This is a genomic window from Micromonospora sp. CPCC 205554, from assembly GCF_036902745.1.
Classification (GTDB): Bacteria; Actinomycetota; Actinomycetes; order Mycobacteriales; family Micromonosporaceae; genus Micromonospora; species Micromonospora tulbaghiae.
In genome coordinates this window covers 576,185-600,264 of the sequence record NZ_JBAKHP010000001.1, presented here as the reverse complement: position 1 = coordinate 600,264, position 24,080 = coordinate 576,185, and the positions used below count along the sequence as shown (strand labels likewise).

At 76.1% G+C, this 24,080-nt stretch carries 5 protein-coding genes; all 5 read left to right on the top strand.

Going from position 1 to position 24,080, the window contains the following annotated elements:
* Positions 1 to 19: 19 nt before the first annotated feature.
* The 5 genes from V6U82_RS02620 to V6U82_RS02600 are packed head-to-tail and all read left to right on the top strand — an operon-like array spanning position 20 to position 24,018.
* The gene (locus V6U82_RS02620; protein WP_334458953.1) at positions 20 to 20,419 is read left to right on the top strand and encodes an SDR family NAD(P)-dependent oxidoreductase; all 20,400 of its coding nucleotides are present in this window, start codon (positions 20 to 22) and stop codon (positions 20,417 to 20,419) included.
* Complete coding sequence (locus V6U82_RS02615; RefSeq protein ID WP_334458952.1) at positions 20,416 to 21,351, top strand: LnmK family bifunctional acyltransferase/decarboxylase; 936 nt, start codon at positions 20,416 to 20,418, stop codon at positions 21,349 to 21,351. The genes V6U82_RS02620 and V6U82_RS02615 overlap by 4 nt, the downstream gene beginning before the upstream one ends.
* The gene (locus V6U82_RS02610; protein WP_013476299.1) at positions 21,348 to 21,596 is read left to right on the top strand and encodes an acyl carrier protein; all 249 of its coding nucleotides are present in this window, start codon (positions 21,348 to 21,350) and stop codon (positions 21,594 to 21,596) included. Before V6U82_RS02615 ends, V6U82_RS02610 begins: the two co-directional genes overlap by 4 nt.
* Positions 21,593 to 22,828, top strand: coding sequence for a hydroxymethylglutaryl-CoA synthase family protein (locus V6U82_RS02605; protein WP_334458951.1), 1,236 nt, complete (start codon positions 21,593 to 21,595; stop codon positions 22,826 to 22,828). The genes V6U82_RS02610 and V6U82_RS02605 overlap by 4 nt, the downstream gene beginning before the upstream one ends.
* Entirely contained in the window at positions 22,825 to 24,018 is a 1,194-nt protein-coding gene (locus V6U82_RS02600; RefSeq protein ID WP_334458948.1) for an alpha/beta fold hydrolase, read from the top strand. Before V6U82_RS02605 ends, V6U82_RS02600 begins: the two co-directional genes overlap by 4 nt.
* The last annotated feature ends 62 nt before the right edge of the window (positions 24,019 to 24,080 follow it).

Here is a 24,080-nt window from a genome sequence, read left to right as displayed (position 1 = left end):
AACCGGAGGCAGGTTCCCGATGGCCGACGTCCAGAGCCGGTTCCGGCTCACCCATGACGACTTCGTCATGCGGAACCACCGGCTGCACGAGGTGTCGGTGCTTCCCGGCGTCGTCTTCTTCGACCTCGTCTACCGCACCGCCGTCGCGGCCGGCTGGGACCATCGCCGCCTCTGCGTCCGGGACACCGTGCTCGCCGAGGCGATCGTCACCACCGACGGCTTCGACCGCGAGGTCGTGCTCACCATCGGGGAGCAGCGGGACGCCGGACGCCCGTTCACCGTACGCAGCCGCTGGCTGCGCGGTGACGAACCGGTGTCCGGCTGGCACGACAACGCGCACGGGCTGGTCTGCTTCGCCGACGAGCCGGTCCCGCCGCCGCTCGACCTGGCCGCGCTGCGGGCCGGCGCGGACCGGCACGACGACGTGGGGGTGCTCTACCAGCGGGCGGTACGGGAGCACATCCGCCACGGCACGGCGATGCGCTGCCGCGGCACCCTGCACATCGGCGGCGGCGCGCTCCTGGCCGACCTGACCCGCGAGCAGCATCCGACGGACGCGGACGCCGGGTTCCACCTGCACCCGGCCTCGCTGGACGCCTCGACGCTGGCCGGCTTCGGGCAGGTCGAGATGCCGACCGACGACCCGTTCGTGCCGATGTTCGTCCGGGAGTTCCGGGCGCCCGAGCCGCTGCCGCCGGCGTGTCACGTCCACGTACCGCGCCCGGAACGGCTCGCGCCGTCCGGCGACGTGATCACCACCGACTACACGATCCGCGACGCGGACGGCCGGTTCCTGGCCGGTTTCACCGGCCTCACCTGCAAGCGCATCCGCGAATCCGGCCTGGTACGCCGGCTGCTCGCCGACGTGTCGGCCGACGCCGCACCGGTCCGGCCCGGCACGCCGGCGGCAGCGCCCGGGCAACCGGCGGTGCCCTCGCCCGGCGCCGCGAACGGCTTCACCGACACGCTGCGCGCCGCCGTCGCGGACATGCTCGGCCGGCCGCCCGCCGAGGTGGCGACCGGGGCCGGGTTCTACGACCTCGGCTTCGACTCGGTCGCGCTGCTCCGGCTCACCGAGCGGGTCGAGCACCTCGTGGGCCGCAAGCTCTACCCGACGCTGCTGTTCGAGCACACCACCATCGACGCGCTCGCCGCGCACCTGTCCACCGGGCAGGCCCCGGCCGTGCCCGCCTCGTCCGACGCGCCGGTGGCCGACGCGGTCCCGGCTCCGGCCGCCCCCGAACCGGCGGTGCTGTCCTTCGTCGACACCTGGGTGCCCGCGGACCCGGTGCCGGCGACCGCCCGTACCCCGGAGGCGCTGGTCGTGGGCGGCACGCTCCCGGCCGGGCTCGCCGCCGCCCACGTGGACTCCGTCGACCGACTCCGCGACACCCCTGACCTGCCGCCCGCCGTCGTCCTGCTGACCGACGACCCGGCCGCCGACCTGTGGCGCGCCGCCACCGCCCTCGTCGACGCCGGACCGCGCGACCTGCTCGTCGTGCACGCCGGCGAACCCACAGCCGAGCAGGCGGCGACCGCCGCGCTGGCCCGTACCGTGACCGCCGAGGTCCCCGGCCTGCGCTGCCGGTTCGTCCAGGTCGAGCACGCCCGCGACCTCGCCACCGCGGTACGCGCCGAGCTGCGCGCGGCCGACGCCGAGCCGGAGGTCCGCCATGCCGGCGGCCGGCGCCTGGTGCGGCGCTGGCGCGAGGTGGACCTGGCCGCCGGGGTTACGGCCGGGGAGCCGTTCCGCGACGGCGGCGTCTACCTCGTCACCGGGGGATCCGGCGGTCTCGCCGCCGTCCTCGCCACGCACCTCGCGCGCCGGCACCGCGCCCGGATCGCCCTGCTGTCGCGCACCGCGCCCGCGGCGGCGCTCGTCGACCGGTGCCGCGCCGCGGGCGCCGAGGTGCACGTCGCGATCGCCGACCTCACCGACGCCGCCGCCGTGGACGCGGCGGTGACCGGCGTACGGGAGCGGTTCGGCCGGATCGACGGGGTCCTGCACTGCGCCGGCGTCACCCGGGACGGGCTGTTCTTCCGCGGCGATCCGGGCGACCTCGCCGCCGTCGCCGCCCCCAAACTCGACGGCCTGCGCCACGTCGACGCCGCCACCGCCGGTGACGCGCTCGACTTCCTGGTCGCCTTCTCCTCCGCCTCGGCCGACGTGGCCAACCCCGGCCAGGCCGCCTACGCGTACGCCAACGCCGGCCTGCGGCACGTCGAACGCCGGGGCCGCGGACGGACCGTCGTCATCGGCTGGCCGTACTGGGCCGAGGGCGGCATGCGCGCGCCCGCCGACGCCCTGCGCCGCTCGACCGAGCGCACCGGCCAGGAGCCGATGCCCACCGGGACCGCGCTCGGCGTCCTGCGCGACGTGCTCCGCGGTCCGTACGACGCGGTCCTGGTCCTGCACGGGCAGGCGGACCGGCTGCGGCAACTCGTGCCGGCTGCCGGTGCGGCCGGGGCCACCGGAACCGCCGCCGTCCCGCGCCCGGCCGGTGGCGCCACCACCGTCTCGCGCCCGGCTGTCCTGTCCGACCGCGGACCGGCCGTCGGTGAGTCGGCCGCGGGCGGGCCGGGTGACGACCCGGTCGCGGTGGTCGGCGTGGCAGGCCGTTACCCCGGCGCGGACGACCTGGACGCGTTCTGGCGCAACCTGGCCGACGGGGTCGACGCGATCACCGAGGTGCCCGCCGGCCGCTGGGACCACGCGGTGCTGTTCGACCCGGAGAAGGGCACGCCGGGACGGACGTACGGCCGGTGGGGTGGCTTCCTCGACGGCGTCGACCGCTTCGCGCCGGCCTTCTTCGGGGTGTCCCGGCGCGACGCCGAACGGATGGACCCCCAGGAACGGCTGTTCCTCACCACCTGCTGGCACGCGCTGGAGAACGCCGGACATCCGCCCGAGACCCTGCGCGGCGAGGTCGTCGGCGTGTACGCGGGCGTCATGTGGAACCACTACCAGCTCGTCGGCGGGGCCACCGACGGCGTCGCCCCGACCGCGATGCACTGCGCGATCGCCAACCGCGTCTCGCACACCTTCGACCTGACCGGGCCGAGCCTGGCCGTCGACACCGCCTGTTCGTCGTCGCTGACGGCCGTGCACCTCGCGGTCGAGAGCATCCGGCGGGGCGAGTGCACGCTCGCGCTGGCCGGCGGGGTGAACGTGACAGTGCATCCGCAGAAGTACCTCCAGCTCGCGCAGGGTCAGTGGCTGTCCACCGACGGCCGGTGCCGGGCGTTCGGCGCCGACGGCACCGGCTACGTGCCCGGCGAGGGGGTCGGCGCGGTGCTGCTCAAGCCGTTGTCGCGCGCGCTCGCCGACGGCGACCACGTGTACGGCGTCATCCGCGCGACGTCGCTGAACCACACCGGACGTACCGCCGGGGCGACGGTGCCGAGCCCCGGATCGCAGGCCGCGCTCGTCCGCGCCGCCCTGGAGTCGGCCGGCTGGACCCCCGCCACAGTGGGCTACGTCGAGGCACACGGCACCGGCACCGCGCTCGGCGACCCGATCGAGGTCGAGGGCCTCCGGCAGGCGTTCGACGGTGCGGACCTGCCGGCCGGGGCGTGCGCGATCGGTTCGGTCAAGTCGAACATCGGGCACCTGGAGGGCGCGGCCGGCATAGCCGGGCTGACGAAGGTGCTGCTGCAACTGCGGCACCGCGCGCTCGTGCCGTCGCTGCACGCCGAGGAACTCAACCCGCACATCGACTTCGCCGCCGTACCCCTGCGGGTCCAGCGCACGCTGGAGCCGTGGACCCCGCCTCCCGGCGTCCCGCGGCGGGCCGGCGTCAGCGCGTTCGGCGCCGGGGGCACCAACGCGCACGTGCTGGTCGAGGAGTTCGCCCCCGCCGCCGCGCCCGCGCCGGACGGACCGGCGCTCGTGGTGCTCTCCGCGCCGACCGCCGGGACACTGCGGGCGTACGCGGGCGCGATGGCGGCCGGCCTGCCGGCCTCGACCGGCCCGACCGCGGCGGTGGCCGACCTCCTCGGCGTACCCGAGGATGCGCTGGAACCGTCGGCGACCCTCGGGGACCTCGGGCTGGACCCGGCGCGGCTGGCGGACCTGGTCGGGGTGGACGCGATCGGCCGGCTGAGCGTGGCCACGCGCCTCGACGAACTCGCCACGGACCGCGGCGTCCGCGACATCGCCTACACGACGCAGGTGGGACGGGCGCCGCAGGCGGTCCGCGTCGCCGTCGTGACGTCCGGCACCGACGCGCTGCGCACCGCGCTCGAACGGTTCGCCCGGGGTGAGGACACCACGGACGTGGTGGCCACCGGCGCGCCCGCCACCGGCGATCCGGTGGCGGCGTTCCGGGCCGGTGACCTGCACGAGGTGGCCCGGCACTGGGTCGGCGGCGGCGCTGTCGACTGGTCCGCCTGCTACCCGGACGGCCATCCCCGCCGCGTCCCGCTGCCGGCCTGCCCGCTGCCGGAGGAACCGTGCTGGCTCGGCGGCTGGGACGCCGCCCGCGCCGGAACGGCCGTCGCCGGCCTGACCGGCACGCAGGTCGACCGCGCCGACGCGGTCGCGTCGGCGGCGGGCCCGCCACCGGCGGCCCACGGCGACGTGGTCGTCCCGGACGGGCCGGAACTGGACTTCCGCGTCCTGGACCAGGGCGTCGCGCTGGTGTCGATGCGCGCGCCGATGTTCACCGACGGGCTGCTCGCGGCGCTGGGGGACACGTTCGCGGAGATCGAGCGGCGCGACGACGTACGCGCCGTGGTGATCACCGGCCACGGCTCGGTCTTCAGCATGGGCGGCACGCCCGAGGCCCTGCGGGCGCTGGCCGAGGGCGAGGGCACCTTCACCGACGCCGCGCTCGTCTACGAGGGGATCCTGCGCTGCACCCGGCCGGTCGTCACCGCCGCCGCCGGGCACGCCTCCGGCGGGGGACTGGCGTTCGCCTGCTACGGCGACGTGGTCGTCCTCGGCGACACGTCGGTGTACAGCGCGAACTTCACCCGCTACGGCTTCACCCCCGGCATGGGCGCCACCTACATCCTGGAGCAACGCCTCGGCCCGGCCCTGGCCGCCGAGATGATGCTGACGGGACGGTCGATGACCGGCGCCGAGCTGAGCCGGCGCGGGGCCGGCGTGACCGTGCTGCCGCCGCACGAGGTCGTTCCGGCCGCGCTGGACCTGGCCCGGTCCATGGCGGACAAGCCACCGGCGGTGATCCGGTCACTCAAGAACGAACTCGCCGGCCGGATCCTCGACCGACTGCCCGACGTCATCGCCAGCGAGGTCCGCATGCACGGCAACGTCCTCGGCGCGGAGTCCGCCGCCCTGGTGCGGGAACACTTCTCCAAGGTCGACGAGTTCCGTAGCGGTGCGACGCCTGCCGCGCAGCCGGAGCCCGGCCCGGACGACGGGGCGGTGAGCGACGCGGTGACGGAGATCGTGGGCGGCCTGCTGTACCTGCGCCCGGACGAGGTGCTGCCCTCGCGTACCTTCGCGGACCTGGGGCTGGACTCCATCGGTGCCGTCGAGCTGGTGCGGGACCTCAACCGCCGGTTCGGCACCGACCTGGACTCGGCCGCCGTGTACGACCACCCCACAGTGCCCGACCTCGCCGAGGCGGTGCGGCGCAACCTGGCCGAGTCCGCCTCGCTGCGCGCCCAGGCCACCGCACCCCCGGCGCCGTCCGTCGTGGACGAACCGGTCCCGGCCGCCGCGCCAGCATCCGTCGCAGCCGCGCCCGCCGCACCCCCTGTCACCGAGGCCGCCGCCACGTCGGCCGCCCCCGAGGAGGCTGTCACCTCGCCGGCCGCCGCGGGCCCGCCACCACTGGTCCTGACCGCACCCACCGCGGCGTCCGGGACCGCTCCGGCGCCCAGGGCCGTCCCCGCCACGGCGCCGGAGCCGCCGCCGCTGACGTTCGCGGTCCGGCCGCCCACGGTGCCGCCTTCGCATCCGGAGCCGGCACCGGCCGCCACACCGGCACCCACCGCGCCGACCGCGCCGACCGCGACACCGGCACCGGGCACGGACACGGCACCGGCCTCGGACGCGCCCGCCGCGATCGCGGTGATCGGCATGGCCGGGCGGTTCCCGGACGCCCCGGACCTCGACACGTTCTGGGACAACCTCGCCGCCGGGCGGTCCGCCATCCGGGAGGTTCCGCCCGAGCGCTGGGACCTGACGGACCTCTACGACCCGGACCCCGCCGTACCGGGCCGTACCCGCAGCCGGTGGGCGGCGCTGCTGGACGACGTGGACGCCTTCGACGCCGGGCTGTTCCGCGTCTCGCCGCTCGAGGCCGAGGCGATGGACCCGCAGCAGCGGATCTTCCTGGAACAGGCGTGGGCCGCGCTGGAGGACGCCGGGTACGCCGGGCGGCCGATGCGGTGCGGCGTCTTCGTCGGCTGCGGCGCGGGTGACTATCCCCGGCTGCTGGAGCGGCACGGTGGCGGCGACACCAGCGAGGCGTTCCTCGGTGGGGCCAGCTCGATCCTGCCCGCCCGGATCGCGTACCTGCTGGATCTGACCGGGCCCACGATGGCGATCGACACCGCGTGCTCGTCGTCGTTGACGGCGGTGCACCTGGCCTGCGAGAGCCTGCGCTCGGGCGACTGCGACACGGCGCTGGCCGGCGGCGTCGCCGTCATGTGCACGCCGCAGATGCAGGTCTGGACCAGCCAGACGGGGATGCTGTCGCCGACCGGCCGGTGCCTGCCGTTCGACGCCGCCGCCGACGGCATCGTGCTCGGCGAGGGTGTCGGCGTGGTCGTCCTCAAGCGGCTGGACCGGGCGCTCGCCGACGGCGACCACGTCCACGGCGTCATCCTCGCCGGCGGCGTGAACGGCGACGGCCGTACCAACGGCATCACCGCGCCGAGCGCGGTCTCCCAGGCCCGTCTGCTGCGTGAGGTCCACGCCCGGGCCGGCGTCGAGGTCGGGTACGTGGAGACGCACGGCACCGGCACCGCGCTCGGTGACCCGATCGAGGTGAAGGCGCTGGCCCAGGTCGTCGGCCCGCACTGCCGGATCGGCTCGGTCAAGGCGAACATCGGCCACACCACGATGGCCGCCGGTGTGGCGGGCCTGATCAAGGTGCTGCTCAGCCTGCGGCACCGGCAGTTGCCACCGACCCCGCACGCCACCGAGCCGATCCCCGGGCTGCCGGTGGTGCGGGAACTCACCGGCTGGCACGACGACCGGCTGGTGGCCGGCGTCAGCTCGTTCGGCTTCAGCGGCACCAACTGCCACCTCGTGGTCGCCGAGGCGCCGGCCCCGACGGCGGGCACCGGCACCGGGCCGGTAGTGGTGCCGGTCTCGGCCCGGACCGCGTCCGCGCTGCGGGAGCTGACGGACCGGCTGGCCGAGCGTCTGCGTACCGAACCGGCCGACGTCCACGACGTCGCCGCCACCCTCGCGCGGGGCCGGGCGCACCTGGCGGTCCGGGCCGCGTTCGTCGCCGCCGACACCGCCGACCTGGTCCGGCAGCTGGCCGGCGGGCCACCCGCGCCCGACGCGCCGTCCGGCCTGGTCGCGCTCGCCGAGCGCTGGGTGGCCGGCGCGGACGTGGACTGGACGACGATGCCGACCGGCCGTCGCGTCCCGCTGCCCACGTACCCCTTCGCCCGCGACCGCTTCTGGACCGGCCGCGACCGGCGGGAGACGGCCCTCACGCCGGCCGACCCGCTCGTGGCCGACCACACGCTGCACGGCGTCCCGGTCCTGCCCGGCGCGGCGTTCCTGCGCCAGGCCACCGCCGGTGGGTCGGCCCGCGCCGCCGACGTGACCTGGCTGCGGCCCGTCGTGGTCACCGGGCCGGTGACGGTGGTCGTGACCCGGGACGACCGGATGACCCTCACCGTCGGCGGGACGCCGCACGCCGTCGCCACCCGGCGGGCCGCCGACCCGGCCCCGCCGGGCCGGGTGGACCTGCCGTCCGTCGAGGCCCGCTGTCCCGGCCGCCGTCCGGTCGACGACCTGTACGCGGGGTTCGCCCGGGCCGGTCTGCGCTACGGGCCGTCCTTCCGGGTGCTGACGGAGCTGCGGCTGGGCGCCGGTGAGGCGCTCGGCACGCTCACCGCCGGCCCCGACGGCGACGTCCCGCTGCTCGACGGGGCGTTGCAGGCGGTCGCCGGGCTGGTCGATCCCGCGGACCGGATGCTCGTCCCGTTCGCCGTCGAGTCGGCCTTCGTCGCGGACCGGCTCCCGGCGACCGCCCGCGTCCACGTGGTGCGCCGCGACGACGGACGGTTCGACGTGGTGGTCACCGACCTGACCGGCGACGTCCGGGCCCGGCTCGACGGTGTGGCGCTGCGTCCCTACGACCCGTCCGGCACTCCGTCCGCCGCCGAGAGCCGGCCGGTCGTGCCGGCGCCACCGGCCGCCGGGGATCCGGGCCTGCTGTACGTGCCGGCCTGGCAGCCGGCCGGCGCACCTCCCGGAGAACCGCCGGCCGGGCGCGTCCTCGCCGTGCACGCCCCCGGCGACGCCGAGCTGGCCGCCGCGCTCGGCGCCGACGACAGGATGCGGCTCGGCGACCTGCCCACCGGCCGGTACGACAGGGTGTACGTGCTCGCCCGCACGGCCGATCCGGCCGCCCCGCCGCAGGACGACACCGCGACGCTCGACGCGTTCCGCCTGCTGCGCCGCCTGCTCGACCTGGGCGCGGACCGGGGACCGCTGACACTCACCTTCGTCGTGTCCGGGGTGGCCGGCCTGCCCGGCGAGCCGGTCCACCCGCACGCCGCCGGCCTGGCCGGCCTGGCCAGCGCGATCGCCGCCGAGTACCCGCAGTGGCGGGTCACCTGTGTCGACGCCGGTCCCGGCGACGCCACCCCGGCCGAGGCGATCCGCCGCGAACACGGCAGCGACCGGTTCGTCGCGCTGCGCGGTGACCGCCGCCTGGTCCGCCGCCTGGAGCCGGTGGCCGGACCGGCGGGCGTGGCGCCGCTGCGCGACGGCGGTGTCTACCTCGTCGTCGGCGGCACCGGCGGCATCGGGTTCGAGGTCAGCCGCCACCTGGCCCGGACCCGGCGTGCCCGGCTCGTGTGGCTCGGCCGGTCCCCGGAGGACGAGCGCGTCCGGTCCCTGGTGACGCAGATCGAGACGCTCGGCGGGCAGGCCGTCTACCTGCGCGCCGACGTCACCGACGCGGTCGCGGTCCGCCGCGCGGTGGCCGAGGCACGGCAGCGGTTCGGGCCGGTCGACGGCGCGTTCCACGCCGCGCTCGTGCTGCGCGACCGTGCCCTGTCCGCGATGGACGAGGCGGCGTTCACCGAGGTGCTGCGGCCGAAGGTCGCCGGTGTCGGCGTGCTCGCCGACGCGCTGGCCGGTGAGCCGCTGGACTTCCTCGCGCTGTTCTCCTCGGCGCTGTCGTTCGCCCCGGCCCCGGGGCAGGCCAACTACGCCGCCGCGAGCACGTTCGAGGACGCGTACGGGCTGGCGCTGCACCGCCGCGGACGACCGGTACGCGTGGTCAACTGGGGCTGGTGGGGCAGCGTCGGCGTGGTCGCCGACCCCGGATACGCGGCCCGGTTCGCGGCGCTGGGCATCGGCTCCATCGAGCCGGCCGAGGGCGTCGCCGCGCTGGAGCGGATCCTCGCCGGCCCGCACCCGCAGGTGGCAGTCCTCAAGGGCACGAGGGACGGGCTCGCCGCACTCGGCGTCCACCCGTCCACGCCCGCCGAGGAGGCCGTCGTGGCGCCGCCCGCCACGGGAGACACGGACCCGTCGCTGGACCGGTCCAGCGCGGCCTTCCGTACCCTCGACGGGCTGGCCCGCGACCTGCTGCGCGACCGCCTCCGGGACCGTTCCGTGCCGGCCGCCGGGCCGCTGGCGGCCGCCGTCGCCGCCGCCGTGTCCGCGCCCCCGGCCGGACTGTCCACCGCCGGTGTGCTCGCCCGGCACCCCGACCTCGCCCCGCACGTGGCGTTGCTCGCCCGGTGCGTCGACGCCCTGCCCGGCGTCCTGGACGGCCGGACCGCACCGACCGAGGTGCTCTTCCCCGGCGGCAGCACCGACCTGGTCGCCGCCGTCTACCGGGGGCAGCGGGCCGCGGACTACTACCACCGGCTGGTGGCGGCCGAGGCCGCCGCCGTACTCGGCCGGACGGACGGGCCGGGCCGCGTGCTGGAGATCGGGGCCGGCACCGGCGCCGGCTCGGCCTTCGTCCTCGACGCCTGCCCGGGCGTACGGTACGACTTCACCGACCTGTCGACCGCGTTCCTCCGCGAGGCCGAGGACCGCTTCGGCGGACGCCACCCGGGCCTGCGGTTCGGTGTCCTCGACATCGAACGGGAACCGGCCGGGCAGGGCTTCGCGGCCGGCTCGTACGACGTCGTGCTCGCCACGAACGTGCTGCACGCCACCGAGGACGTGGTCCGCAGCCTGCGCCATGCGCGGTCCCTGCTGCGCCCCGGCGGCGTGCTGCTGCTCAACGAGGTCACCCGCGCCTCCGACTTCCTCACCGCGACGTTCGGCCTCCTGCCGGGCTGGTGGCGGTTCACCGACGCCCACCGGCGGCTGCCGCACTCCCCGCTGCTGTCACCGGCCGGGTGGCGTGCGGCGCTCGCCGAGGCGGGCCTGACCGGCCGGATCCTCGGCATGCCCGGTGTCCCCGGCGACGAGCAGGAGCAGTGCGTGCTCGTGGCGACGGCGGGCGCGCCGCCGGTGGACCGGGTGCCGGCCCGCGCCGCCCGGGAGTACGTCCGCGCGGTCTTCGCGGAGGTCCTCAAGTACCGCCCCGACCAGCTCGACGACGACGTCACATTCGACAACTTCGGGGTCGACTCGCTGGTCGGCCAGCACCTCGTACGCCGGTTCTCGGCCGACCTCGGCGACCTGCCGGCCACCCTGCTGTTCGAGCACCTGACGATCGAGCAGCTCGCCGACCACCTGGCCCGGGAACGGCCCGGCCCGCTCGCCGCCACGCTCGGCACCGCAGCGGTGGACGCCGTGCCGCCGCCCGTGCAACCGGCGGAACCGGAGCAACCGGCGCCCTCGACCGCCCCGGCCGTCTCCGTCGCCCCGGCCTCCGCCGCCCGGGGCGACGCGGACGCGGACGCTGTCGCGGTCGTCGGCCTGGCCGGCCGCTACCCGGGCGCGCCGGACCTGGAGCGGTTCTGGCAGAACCTGGTCACCGGCACCACCTCGATCACCGAGGTGCCGCCGGAGCGGTGGGACTGGCGCGAACACTTCGACCCGCGGCGCGGCCGACCGGGGCACACGTACAGCCGGTGGGCCGGGTTCCTCACCGACGTCGACCGGTTCGACCCCGGATTCTTCGGCATCCTGCCGAAGGACGCGGCCGCGATGGACCCGCAGGAGCGGCTGTTCCTGGAGACCGTCTGGCTGATGCTGGAGGACGCGGGCGCCCTCGGGGGAGTGCTGCCGCGCGACACCGGCGTCTTCGTCGGCACCATGTACGGCTCGTACAGCCGCATCGCCGCCGCGCAGGGCTGGCCGGAGGGCCGCTACACCGACGGGCACTCGGCGTACTGGTCGATCGCCAACCGGGTGTCGTACACGCTCGACCTGACCGGGCCGAGCTTCGCCGTCGACTCGGCCTGCTCCTCCTCGCTGACCGCGGTCCACCTGGCCTGCGAGAGCCTGCGCCGCGGGGAGTGCTCGGCGGCCGTCGCCGGTGGCGTCAACCTGGTCCTGCACCCGGCGCACCTGATCGCGCTGTCGTCGATGACCATGTTGTCGGGCGACGGCGCCTGCAAGGTGTTCGACGAGCGCGCCGACGGATTCGTGCCGGGCGAGGGCGTCGGCGCGGTGCTGCTCAAACCCCTGTCCGCGGCCCTGCGCGACGGCGACCGGATCTGGGGCGTCATCGAGGGCGGCTTCGTCAACGCGGGCGGCCGGACCGCCGGCTACACGGTGCCCAACCCCACGGCCCAGGCCGACCTGGTGGTCCGGGCGCTCGCCGCGGCCGGGGCGACACCCGGCGACGTCGGCTATCTGGAGGCGCACGGCACCGGCACGGCCCTCGGCGACCCGATCGAGATCGCCGGCCTCGGCCGGGCGCTCGGCGCCGCGCTGCCGGACGACCGGCGCATCCCGGTCGGCTCGGTCAAGGCCAACATCGGTCACCTCGAAGGCGCCGCCGGCATCGCCGGCCTGACGAAGGTGCTGCTGCAACTCGCGCACGACACGATCGCACCCTGCGCGAACCTGTCCACAGTCAACTCCCGCATCGACCTGTCCGGGTCGTTCCTGCTGCCGACGAGCGCGCAGCCGTGGACCGCGCCGCGCCGCGCCGGGGTCAGCTCGTTCGGGGCGGGCGGCGCGAACGCGCACCTCGTGGTCCGCGGGCATCCCGCGCCGCCGCCCCCGCCGGTCCAGCCGGGGCCGCACGTCGTCGTGCTGTCGGCGCGGACCCCGGAGCAGCTGCGGACGCTCACGGCCGCCGTGGCCGACCTGGTCGAGCGGACGCGCCCGCGCCTCGACCAGCTCGCGTACAGCACCCAGGCCGGACGGGCGGAGTTCGACCACCGGCTCGCCGTCGTCGTGTCCGACATCGACGAGCTGGTCCGCCGGCTGCGGTCCGGTGAGGTCACCACGGGCACCGCCGGCACCGATCCGCTGTTCGACGGCGACGGCGGCGCCGAGATCGCCGCCGACCTGCTGCGCCGCGGCCGGCTCGACCAGTCGGCGAAGCTGTGGGTACGCGGCGTCGCGGTCGACTGGGCGGCCCGCTGGCCGGTACGGCCGGGACGGGTGTCGCTTCCGCCGTACCCGTTCGACAGGCAGCGGCTGTGGCTGCCCGAGCCGGCCGGTACCGCACGGCCACCGGCGGCGTCGTCCGTACCGGAGGGTGACCGGACCGCGGACGACCTGACCGCCGACAACCTGACCGTCGACGGCCGGGCCGCCGTGTCGCCGGGCCCGGCGGTCCCCGAGGCGGTGGCGCGGGCCAACGCCGTGCCCGAGGCGGCGATGCCGGTGAACGCCGTGCCCGAGGGGGCGGTGCCGGTGAACGCCGTGCCCGGGAAGACCGTGCCGGGGAGCGTCGTGCCGGAGGCGGCAGCGCGGGAGACCGGCGTGCCCGCGATCGGCGTGTCCGAGAGCGACCCGTGCGTGTACCTGCGGCCGCAGTGGCGGGCCGAGCCGCCCCCGGCGGGCGGGCGACCACCGGCCCGCATCCGGGTCGTCGGCGAGGGCCCGACCTTCGGCGGCCGCCACGACCAGGCCGACCCGGACGTGGTCGTGGTGCACCTGCCCGCGCGTGCCGGCGGGCTCGCCGACGAGGTGCGCGAGAGCCTGCACACGGTCCTGCGGACCGCCGTCGAGCTGCTCACCCCGGATCCGGCCGCGCCGCTGCGGATCGTCGTGGGCTGCCCGGACGAGCGGCCCGCGTACACCGCCGTGACGGCGGCGCTGCGCACGCTCGCCCTGGAGCACAGCGGCTTCTCCGGGGCGGTGGTCCGGGGTGGCGTGACCGCCGAGGCGGACCTGTGGCACGTCTCCGGGCCGCCGGAGCAGCGGGTGGACGACGTCCGCTGGAGCGGCGGCGTCCGTGAGGTACGCCGGATGGTGCCGTTCCGGCCCGGTCCGGCCGTCCGGCGCACCGACGGCGTGTACGTCGTGGTCGGCGGCACCGGCGCGGTCGGCCGGCACCTCGCCGAGCACCTCGCCGCGACCCGCGCGCCGTCGGCTGTGGTGCTGGTCGGCCGGACCGCGCCGGCCGACGAGACCTTCGCCTTCGTCCGCGCGGACGTTACCGTCGAGTCCGACGTGCGCGGTGCGGTGGCCGAGATCCGCCGGCGCTACGGGCGCATCGACGGCGTCGTTCACGCCGCCGGTGTGCACGACGACGCCCGCGCCCTGACGAAGCCGTCCGCCGCCGTCGACGCGGTGCTGGCCCCGAAGGTGCTCGGCCTGCGGCACCTGGTGGACGCGCTCGGCACGGAACCGACGGAGTTCCTCGCGCTGTGCTCGTCGATCGCCGGGCGCACCGGCAATCTCGGGCAGGTCGACTACGCCTACGCCAACGCGTTCCTGGACGAGTTCGCCGCCGGCCGGCCCGGCACGGTGTCCGTCTGCTGGCCGCTGTGGGCCGACGGTGGCATGGCCGTCGACGACGCGACCCGCCGGTTGTTCGCGCGGCGCTGGGGGAGTGCCCCGCTGCCGACGGTCGAGGCGGTACGGGCGTTCGACCGCGTCGTGTCAGGCACCGAACCGGTGGTGGCGGTGCAGCGTCCCGCCGACGTCGCGCCGGAGGCACCGGAGAGCGGCCCGGACCCGGAGCTGGACCTGGACGCGGAGCTGCGCGCGCTCGCCGCCGGTTTCCTGCTCGTCGAACCGGACGAGGTCGACCCGGACATCCAGCTGCTCGACCTGGGCTTCGACTCCATCTCGCTGACCGGGCTGGTGAACGAGACGAACGAGCGCTTCGGCGTCGACCTGCTGCCCACGGTCCTCTACGAGCACCCCACGCTCGCGGCCTTCGGCGCGTACCTGCGCACCGTACTCCCGGCCCGGCCGGCTTCGGCCACAGTGGACGCCGGGCTCGCGGCGGACCGGCCCGCGGCGGACGTCGCCGAGCCCTCGGCGGACCTGCCGGCCGACGCGGTCGCCGTGGTGGGAATGGCCGGGGTGCTGCCCGGCTCGCCGGACCTCGACGCGTTCTGGCGGCACCTCGCCGCCGGTGACGACCTCGTCCGCGCGGTCCCGGCCGACCGCACCGACCTGCTCGGTGACCCCGCCACCGCGGGGGTCCGCGCCGGTTTCCTCGACGACGTACGCTCGTTCGACGCCGACCTGTTCGGCATCGCGCCACGCGAGGCCGCGCTGATGGACCCGCAGCAGCGGTTGTTCCTCCAGACCGCCTGGCACGCCGTCGCCGACGCGGGCTACCGGCCGGCCGACCTCGCCGGCACCGACACCGGGATCTTCGTCGGCGTGTCCGCCTGCGACTACGACGACCTGCTCCGCGCGCACGACGTACCGGTGGAGGCCCACACCGCGAGCGGCCTCGCCGACTGCATCCTGGCCAACCGGGTCTCCTACCTGCTGGACCTGCGCGGCCCCAGCGAGGCCGTCGACACCGCCTGCTCCAGTTCGCTCGTCGCGGTGCACCGCGCGGTGCGGGCGCTGCTGGCCGGGGAGTGCTCGACCGCGCTCGCCGGTGGGGTGAATGTGCTGCTGAGCCCCGGCCTGTTCGTGGCGTTCCAGTCATCGGGCATGCTCAGCGCCGACGGCCGGTGCAAGACGTTCGACGCGTCCGCCGACGGGTACGGCCGCGGCGAGGGCTGCGGCGTCGTGCTGCTCAAGCCGCTGCGCGCGGCGGTCGCCGACGGGGACCAGGTGATCGCCGTCATCCGGGGCAGCGCGGTCAACCATGCCGGCCGCGGGCCGTCGCTGACGGCGCCGAACCCGCAGGCGCAGGCGCAGGTGGTCAGCCGGGCGTACCGGGCCGGCGGCGTCGACCCGGCCGACGTCAGCTACATCGAGGCACACGGCACCGGCACCCGGCTCGGCGACCCGATCGAGATCGAAGGGCTGAAGAAGGCGTTCGAGGGCGTGGACGCCAGGATCGCGGTCGGGACGGTGAAGACGAACATCGGCCACCTGGAGGCCGCGGCCGGCATCGCCGGGCTGCTCAAGGTGCTGCTGAGCCTGCGGCACGAACGGCTGCCGCGCACGCTGCACCAGCACCGGCGCAACCCGTACCTGAGGCTGGACGGCACCCCCTTCACCGTGCTGGACCGCGACGTGCCCTGGACCGGCGACCGGGTCGCCGGGGTCAGCTCGTTCGGGTTCGGCGGCACCAACGCCCACGTGGTCGTGCAGTCGCCGCCACCGCTGCCGGCGTCCCCGGCGCCGGGCCCCTGGCGCCTGGTGCTGTCCGCGTCCGGTCCCGCGGCCCTGACCGAGTACCGGCGCCGGGTCGCGGACCACCTCGCGGAGGGCGCCGACCTGGCCCGTGCCACGTACACGCTCCAGGTGGGACGCGACGCCCTGGCCCACCGGTTCGCCGCTGTGGTCGCCGACGCCGCCGAGGCGGTGGCCGTGCTGCGCGGCGAGGCCCCGCCCCGCCTCGACGCGGGGACCGAGACCTGGCTGGCGGGCGGTGACGTCGACTGGGCGGCGACCTGGGAGCACCGGCCGGTCCGGATCTCCGTGCCCGCCCCGCCGCTGGCGGCCCGGCCGTTCTGGTTCGACGAGGGCCCGGCCCGCGCCGCCGCTCCGGCCCGGCCCGCCCCGGCGGAGCTGCCCGCCCCGCGTGTTCCGACCGCGCGGCCCGCCCCGGTCCGGCGCACCGCCGCCGACCGGATCGTGCTGCGTGATCCGGCGGCGTCGCGCCGCAACGGCGCGGGCCCGCGCACGACCGCCGGCGCGGGAGCGGGGATCGGCGGACACACGCCGAACGGCGCGGCCCCGGTCGGCGTCCTCGCCCGTCCGGTCACCCACCCGGCCGGAGCCGGTTCCGCCGCTACGGCGCCACCCGCCGCCGCTGTGCCACCGGCCGCACCCGCGCCGACGAGCCCCGCCGAACCGCACGACCGCGTCGACCGGCCCGACCCCGCCGATCCGCCGGGCCTCGTCGAACCGCACAACCCCGCCGAACAGCCGCTCCCCGCCGGACGGCCGGTCGCCGCCGTCGCCCACGAGCCCGCCGGTACGGTTCCGGCCGCGCCCGCCGAGGTGGCCGAGGCGGTACGGGACTGCGTGGCGCGGGTGCTCGGCGCCGACCGTACGGAGATCACGGCCGACCGGGCGTTCGCCGACCTCGGCCTCGACTCGATCTTCCGGATGGAACTGGCCCGGCTGGTGGTGGCGACGTTCGACGTGGAGATCACCGCCGCCGACCTGTACGAGCACGACACGGTCGAGGCCGTGGCGGCGCTCGTGGCCGCCGGCACGCGGGCACCACGCCCGGCCACACCCGGCGACGGTGTCGAGGAGATCGTGGCCGGGGTGCTGGAGCGTCCCGTCGAGCCCGGGCGGACGTTCGCCGACAGCGGCCTCACCTCGTTCGACATGCTGCGGGTCGTCGGCGCCCTGGAACAGCGCTACGGCGCGCTGCCCAAGACGCTGCTGTTCGACCACCCGACGATGGCCGACCTCACCGCGTTCCTGGCCGGGCGGTCCGCCGGGACCGGCGTCCGGACCGAGCCGGGCGACGGTCCACAGGCCACCGGCCGGACGATCGAGAGCGGCGCCGAGGTCGACGGCGAGCCCGTCGTCGTCCGCAAGCGGACCCTGCCCGGCCGCCCGGCGCTGCGTGACCTCCTGGCCGGGCTGGACCGCCGCCACGCCAAGGAGGGCGGGCTGGCCGGCCGGGACATCGCCCCGTACGCGTTCGTCGACTCGGCGCGGGCCGGCTACGTCAACTTCTCGGTCCGCGGCGACGACGTGTTCGCCTGGAGCTTCGTCGGGCACCACGACCACTTCCACAACCTCGTCGCGGAGTGGATCGCGTGGGCGCGGCGCCACGGCCTGCGGCCCAACTTCCTGTCCCTGGCCCACCTGACCGAGGTCGCCGGGGAACCGGTCACCGCTACCCCGTTCGGGGCGGTGCAGCGCCTGACGGACCTGGCCTCGTTCACCGTACGGGGCGGCCGGATGCAGCGGCTGCGCAGCCTCCTGCACCGGTTCGAGCGCGCCGGTGACTGCCGGATCGAGGAGTACCGGGCCGGCGCGTCGCCGGAGACCGACCGGCAGATCGTCGGCCTGATCGACTCCTGGGGCCGCCGCAAGCAGATGGTGAACCCGTACGTCGGCGTGGTCCGGGAGGAGATCGGCGGCGGCACGCTCGACCCCCGGCACCGGGTCTTCCTCACCCGGGTGGACGGCGTCCTCGTCAACGCGGTCATCGTGACCCGGATCCCGTCCGAGCGGGGATACCTGCTCGACCTGGAGTTCTACGCCGACGAGATGCCCGCCGGCGGCCTGGAGTGGGCGATCGTGCGGATCATCGAGCTGACCGCCGCCGAGGGATGCACGTCGTTCAGTTTCGGGGCGAGCTTCGGCGTCGCCATCACGGAGTCGCCGAACGCCGACCCGGCGGTCGCGGACGCGTTGGCGGAGCTGCACTCGGTGGGCGTGTTCGGGCCCGGCAACTTCCAGTTCAAGAACAAGTTCCGGCCCGAGAACACGCCGATCTACCTGTGCCAGCCGGCGACCGGGGACCGTACGTCGGTCACCGACATCATCCTGATGATCGCCAATCCGGACCTCGTGGACGGCGCCCCCGCCGATCCCGCGCGGCCGCCGGACACCGCCGCGCCGCCGTCGCGCGCCACCGTGCCGCCGCCGGACACCGCCGCGCCGCCTCCGGACACCGCCGCGCCGCCTCCGGAGAAAGCCGTGCCGTCGGACGCCGCCGCGCCGCCGGAGGACGCGGGACCGCCGCCGGACCCGGCGCTGCGGCCGGGACGTGCCGACCTGCTGGCCGCGCACGGGTACAACGCGCTGGCCCTGCCGACCGAGCTGGTCCCCTTCGACCTGCTCACCGACTCCTGGGCGGAGCGGGCGGACGGTTTCGTCGCCGCCCGGACGCGGCTGCTCGCCGAGCGGTCCGACCCGCCCGAGCTCACCGCGCACGACTGGCTGCCCATGCCCGAGGTGGTGCCGACCCGGTCCGGGCGGACGGCCGAGGAACTGCTCTGCCGCTGCCACCCCGGCCCGCGCGGGGTCGTGCTGCACGCCGCGGCGTTCCCGACCTGGCTGTCCACGCTCGCCGACCTCGGCTACGAACCGGTGGCCGTCGGGACGGGCCGGCTCGACCCGGAGACGATCGAGGCGTTCGCGGCGGAGCTGACCCGGCGGCCCGAAGGGTCGGTGTCGTTCGTGGTGGTGGAGGCGGCGAACAACGCCTCCGGGGGCGTACCCGTCGAACCCGCCGCCCTCCGGGAGCTGCGCCGCGTCACCGCCGCGCACGGGGTGCCGCTCGTCCTGGACGCCAGCCGCGTCGTCGACAACGCCGTCCAGCTCGCCGGCCCCGGCGGGGATCCCTGGACCGTGGTGCGGGACATGCTCGCCGTCGCCGACACGGCGACGCTCAGCCTGTCCAAGGACTTCGGCGTCACCGCCGGCGGGCTGGTCGCCACCCGCGACCCGGAACTGGCGGCGCGGCTGCGCGAGCACGTGGCGCGGCGCGGCGCCGAGGTGGACCGGGCCACCCGGATGACGCTGCGGGCCGCGCTCGCGGACCGCGACGGCGTCACGGAACTGGTCCGGCGGCGCGTGGCCGCCGTCGCGGTGCTCCGCGACGGCCTGCGGGCGGCCGGCCTGCCGGCCGTGGACGTCGACGGCGCCCACTGTGTCCTGCTCGACCTCGCCCGGATGCCCGGCCTGGCCGGTCAGGAGCACCCGACGATGTCCGGGCTGGCCTGGCTCTACGCCGGCGCCGGCGTCCGGGGCGGCCCGCACCTGGCCGTCGGCGGTCCGCTCGCCGGCACCGTCCGGCTCGCCGTGCCGGTCGGCTTCGGGCCCGGCGACGCCGAGGCGGTGGTGGCCGCCGTCGCCGCGCTCACCGCCGCACCGGGCGAGGTTCCCGAACTGGTCACCGGCGGGATCCGTACGGCCGGGGAGGCGGCCCGGGCGGTCTACCAGCCCGCCGACCGGGTGCCCGAGGACGTCCGGCAGGCGCTGCGCGACCGGGCCCCGGCCGACGACAACGGCACCGTGCTGCGGGAACACCAGCCCGCCGTGCGCCGGCGGGTGGTGCCGGTGGCCGGCGCCCAGGTGGAGGTCTTCACCGCCGGCGACGGCCCGCCGCTGCTGCTCGCCCACCCGTTCAACATCGGCGCGGGCGTCTTCGCGCGGCAGTTCGAGGCGCTGGCCGGGCGGTACCGGGTGATCAGCGTCCACCACCCCGGCGTCGGGGCGAGCACCGCCTCGGCCGACCTCACCCTCGACGGGATCGCCGCCCTCCAACTGCGGGTGCTGCGGGAGATCGGGGTCGACGGGCCGGTCCACGTCGCCGGCGCGTCGTTCGGCGGGCTGGTCGCGCTCACGTTCGCCCTCAACCACCCGGAGGACACCGCGTCGCTGATCCTGCTCGGCAGCTCCTACAAGATCGGCAACCGGGTCGGTGAGATCAACCGGCTGGCCGTCGTGGCGGCCCAGGACCTCGACCGCACGATCGAGGGGTCCGGCGCCGACCGGCTGCGGCACGAGCGGGCCGCCGTGGAGGCGTTGCTGCTGCGCTGCGAGAGCATGGACCCCCAGACGGGGCTGCGCTACCTCGACGTGTTCGCGGCCCGGCCGGACCTCCGCGACCGGCTCGGCGAGCTGGACCTGCCGGCGCTCGTCGTGCAGGGCCGGCACGACACGGTCATCCCGTCGGAGACGGCGCGGCTGCTGCACCGGGGCATCCGGGGCGCCCGCTACGAGGAGATCGCCGACGCCGGCCACTTCCCCTATCTGACCAGCCCGCGGGAGTGCAACCGGATCCTGACCGACTTCCTGCGCGGCGCCGGAGGGGAGGGGTCGTGACCGTCCTGACTCCCGAGCTGGAACTGCTCGGTCCCGACGCGACGACGCGGACGACTGTGGTGCGGCCCGGCATGTGCGGGCCGGGGTCGCTGTTCGTCGGCCAGGTGGGCGACTGGACCTGGGACACCGTCAGCGCGCTCTGCGACACCAACGTCTACACCGCCCGCGACGCCGACGGGATGCCGACCTACCTGGCGTTCCACTACATCCACCTGCGCGGCGGCGCCGACCTGCACGTGCGCGGGATGACCTTCGGCGACGTGCTGCGGGTGGACTCGCGGTCCTTCGCCTCCGGCAGCGAGTCGGTGCTGACGCTGCACGAGATCCGGCGCGGCGACCGGCCCGGCCGGGTCGTCGACCCGGACGAGTTCTACGCCCACCCCGACCCGGCGTGCCTGTACGCGCAGAACTTCAACCGCTGGGTGGTGCGGGGCCCGTCCGGCGGCAACGGCGACCTGCGCAGCGCGTCCCCGCCCGGGTTCCGCCACGCGCACCTGCCCGTGCTGCCCGCGCGGCACTCGCCCCGGCGCGCGTACGCCCAACTGCGCGCCCTGGGCGCCGAGCCCGACCCGTCGGACCCGCTGGACCGGCTGGCGCTGGACTACCCGGTCGACCCGAGCCGCGACCTCAACGGCGTGGGGCTGCTCTACTTCGCGTCCTACTTCTCCATCGTGGACTGGGCGTCGCTGCGGCTGTGGCGGCACCGCGGCGGCACCGACGCCGGTTTCCTCCGGCGGATCGTGCTGGACCAGCGGATGAGCTACCTCGGCAACGCCGACGTGGGCGCCGTGCTGCGGGTGCGGGTGTCCCGGTGGCCGGGCGGCGACGTGACCGGCGCCGACGAGACGGTCCGGGTGGTGCTCGCCGACCGCGACACCGGACGGCCGCTCGCGGTGGCCCTTGCGCAGACCCGGACGGAGGCGACGACGTGAGCGCGAATGACGAAGCGGTCCGGCGGGTGGTCCACGAGGTGATCACCGAGATCCTGCCGGCGGTGCCCGGCGACCGGATCCCGGGCGGCGCGCACCTGCGCGACCTGGGCGCCGACTCGATCGACCGGGTCGAGATCATCCTGGCCCTCCGGGAGCGGCTCGGCGTCGACGAGCCGCTCGGCAGTTTCAGTGACCTGCCCGACATCGACCACCTGGTCGCGTACCTCTGCGAGGTGACGGCATGAACGTGGGCATCGAGGCCCTGAACGTGTACTGCGGGGTGGCCTCCGTCGCGGTGCCGGTCCTGTTCGAGGGGCGCGGCCTGGACGTGACCCGCCTGGGCAACCTGATGATGACCGCGAAGTCGGTCGCGCTGCCGTTCGAGGATCCGGTCACGCACGCGGTGAACGCCGCCAAGCCGATCCTCGACGCGATGGACGAGGCCGACCGCGACCGGATCGAACTGCTGGTGACCTCCAGCGAGTCCGGCCTGGACCTGAGCAAGTCGATCGCCTCGTACGTGCACCGGCACCTCGGGCTGAGCCGCCGCTGCCGGATGCTGGAGGTGAAACAGGCCTGCTACGCCGCGACCGGGGCGCTCCAGCTCGCCTGCGGCTACCTCGCCGCCGGCCTGTCGCCGGGCGCCAAGGCGCTGGTGATCGCGACGGACGTGTCACTGGTGAACGAGAACGCCTCGTACACCGAGCCGGCCATGGGCACCGGCGCCGCCGCGGTGCTGCTCGGCGACGACCCGCGGGTGCTCGACGTGGACCTCGGGGCGTTCGGGACGCACAGCTACGAGACGTTCGACTCGGCCCGGCCGGGCCCGACGTTCGACGTCGCCGACGCCGACCGCTCGCTGTTCGCCTACCTGGACTGCCTGACCAACGCCTACGCCCACTACGCGGAGAAGGTCGCGGACGTCGACTTCGCCACCACCTTCGGCGGGCTGGCCATGCACACGCCGTTCGCCGGCATCGTCCGCGCCGCGCACCGCAAACTCGCCCGCGAGCACCGGCTGCCGGACGCCGACGCGGACTTCGCCCGCCGCGTCGCGCCCGGCCTGGAGTACCCGCGACTGGTCGGCAACCTCTGCTCCGGCTCGGTCTACCTGGCCCTGGCCAGCCTGATCGACCACCTGCGGCCCGACGATCCGGTACGGGTCGGGATGTACTCGTACGGCTCCGGCTGCGCCGCCGAGTTCTACAGCGGCCTGGTCGACGCGCGTTCCACCGCCGAGGTCGGCCGGATGCGCATCGGCGAGCACCTCGCCGGCCGGTGCGAGCTGACGTTCGACGAGTACAAGCGGATCCTCGCCGACAACGCCGACTGCCTCGTGCCGGTGGCGGACAAGCGGATCGACCCGGGGCGGTACGCCGAGGTGCTGGACCGGGTGGCCGGCGCGCGCACGCTGCTCGCCTGCACCGGCGTCCGCGCCTACCACCGCACCTACGAGTGGATCGGAGCGGGCGCGTGAGGCCGGGGCTGGGCACGGCCGCCGCGCTGCTGGCGGCGGGCCCGTTGCTGCGGGTGCTGCCGCCACCGGTACGGGTGCGGTGCGCCGACCCGGCCGCCGCCGCCGCGCTGGCCCGGCTGTGCGAGCGACTGGACGTGCCGGCGCCGGTGCCGGTGACCGACGCCGCGGATCTCGGCCCGTTCGAGCGGGTGCTGAGCGACCTGCTGGACCTCGACGCGAACCCGGCACCGCCGGCGGCGGAGGAGGCAAGCGTGGTCGCCGAGGCGCGCGAGCGGGACTTCACCTGCCGCTTCCGGCGCACCGACGTGCGTACCGGCGACGGGGCGGTGCTTCCGACCTACTCCGGCGGCGACCCGGACCGGCCGGCGGTGCTGCTGGTGTCCGCGTGCGGGATGCCCGCCCGGCTCGCCGAGGGCTGGGCCGACCGGCTGTCCCGCGACTTCCACGTGCTCGTCCCCGAGACCCGGGGCCTGTTCGCGGACGTGGACGGGTTCACCGGCGACACCGGTGTGGTGGCCCAGGCCGACGACCTCCTCGCGGTGCTGGACCGGTTCGGGCTGCGCCGCGCGCACCTGATCGGCCTGTGCGGCGGCGCGGTGCTCGCGGTCCTGGCGGCCGCGCGGGCGCCGGAGCGGGTGTCGTCGCTGAGCCTGTGGCACGGCGACTTCGACCTCGGCGACGAGAGCCCGAAGACCGACCACCAGCAGAACCTGCAGGCCCTGATGGCGATGGCCGCCCGCGGCCCGCAGCAGGCCGCGGCGGTGCACGCGGTGCTCACCAACACCATGCTCGGCGTCGCCCCGCCACGGCTGGCGCACCTGGTCACGTACCCGTACGCGACGCCCGAGCTGCTGCGCCGCTACTGCCGGCTCAACGGCGCCATCATGGGCACGGACCTGCGCCCGTACCTCGCCGGGCTGGCCACGCGCACGCTCGTCGTCACCAGCGAGGACGACCACACCGCGCATCCCGCCGGGTCGCGGGCCGTGGCCGCCCGGATCGCCGGGTCCGTCCTGCACGTCGCCCCGCACGGCGACCACCTGTCGCTGTTCCACGCCGAGGACCGCCTCGTCGACCTCGCCGCGCGATTCGTCGCCGGCGACGACGCCCTCGGCACACGATCTCCCGCCGAAGCCGGCCGGCGGGTGCCCCCCGTCCCGACGAGAGGTGGAGAGGAGGTGTTCCCATGACCAAGGAGACCGCGCCCAAGAAGTCGCTCCCGGTGCGCAAGCTGGAGTCCATCAAGGCCAGC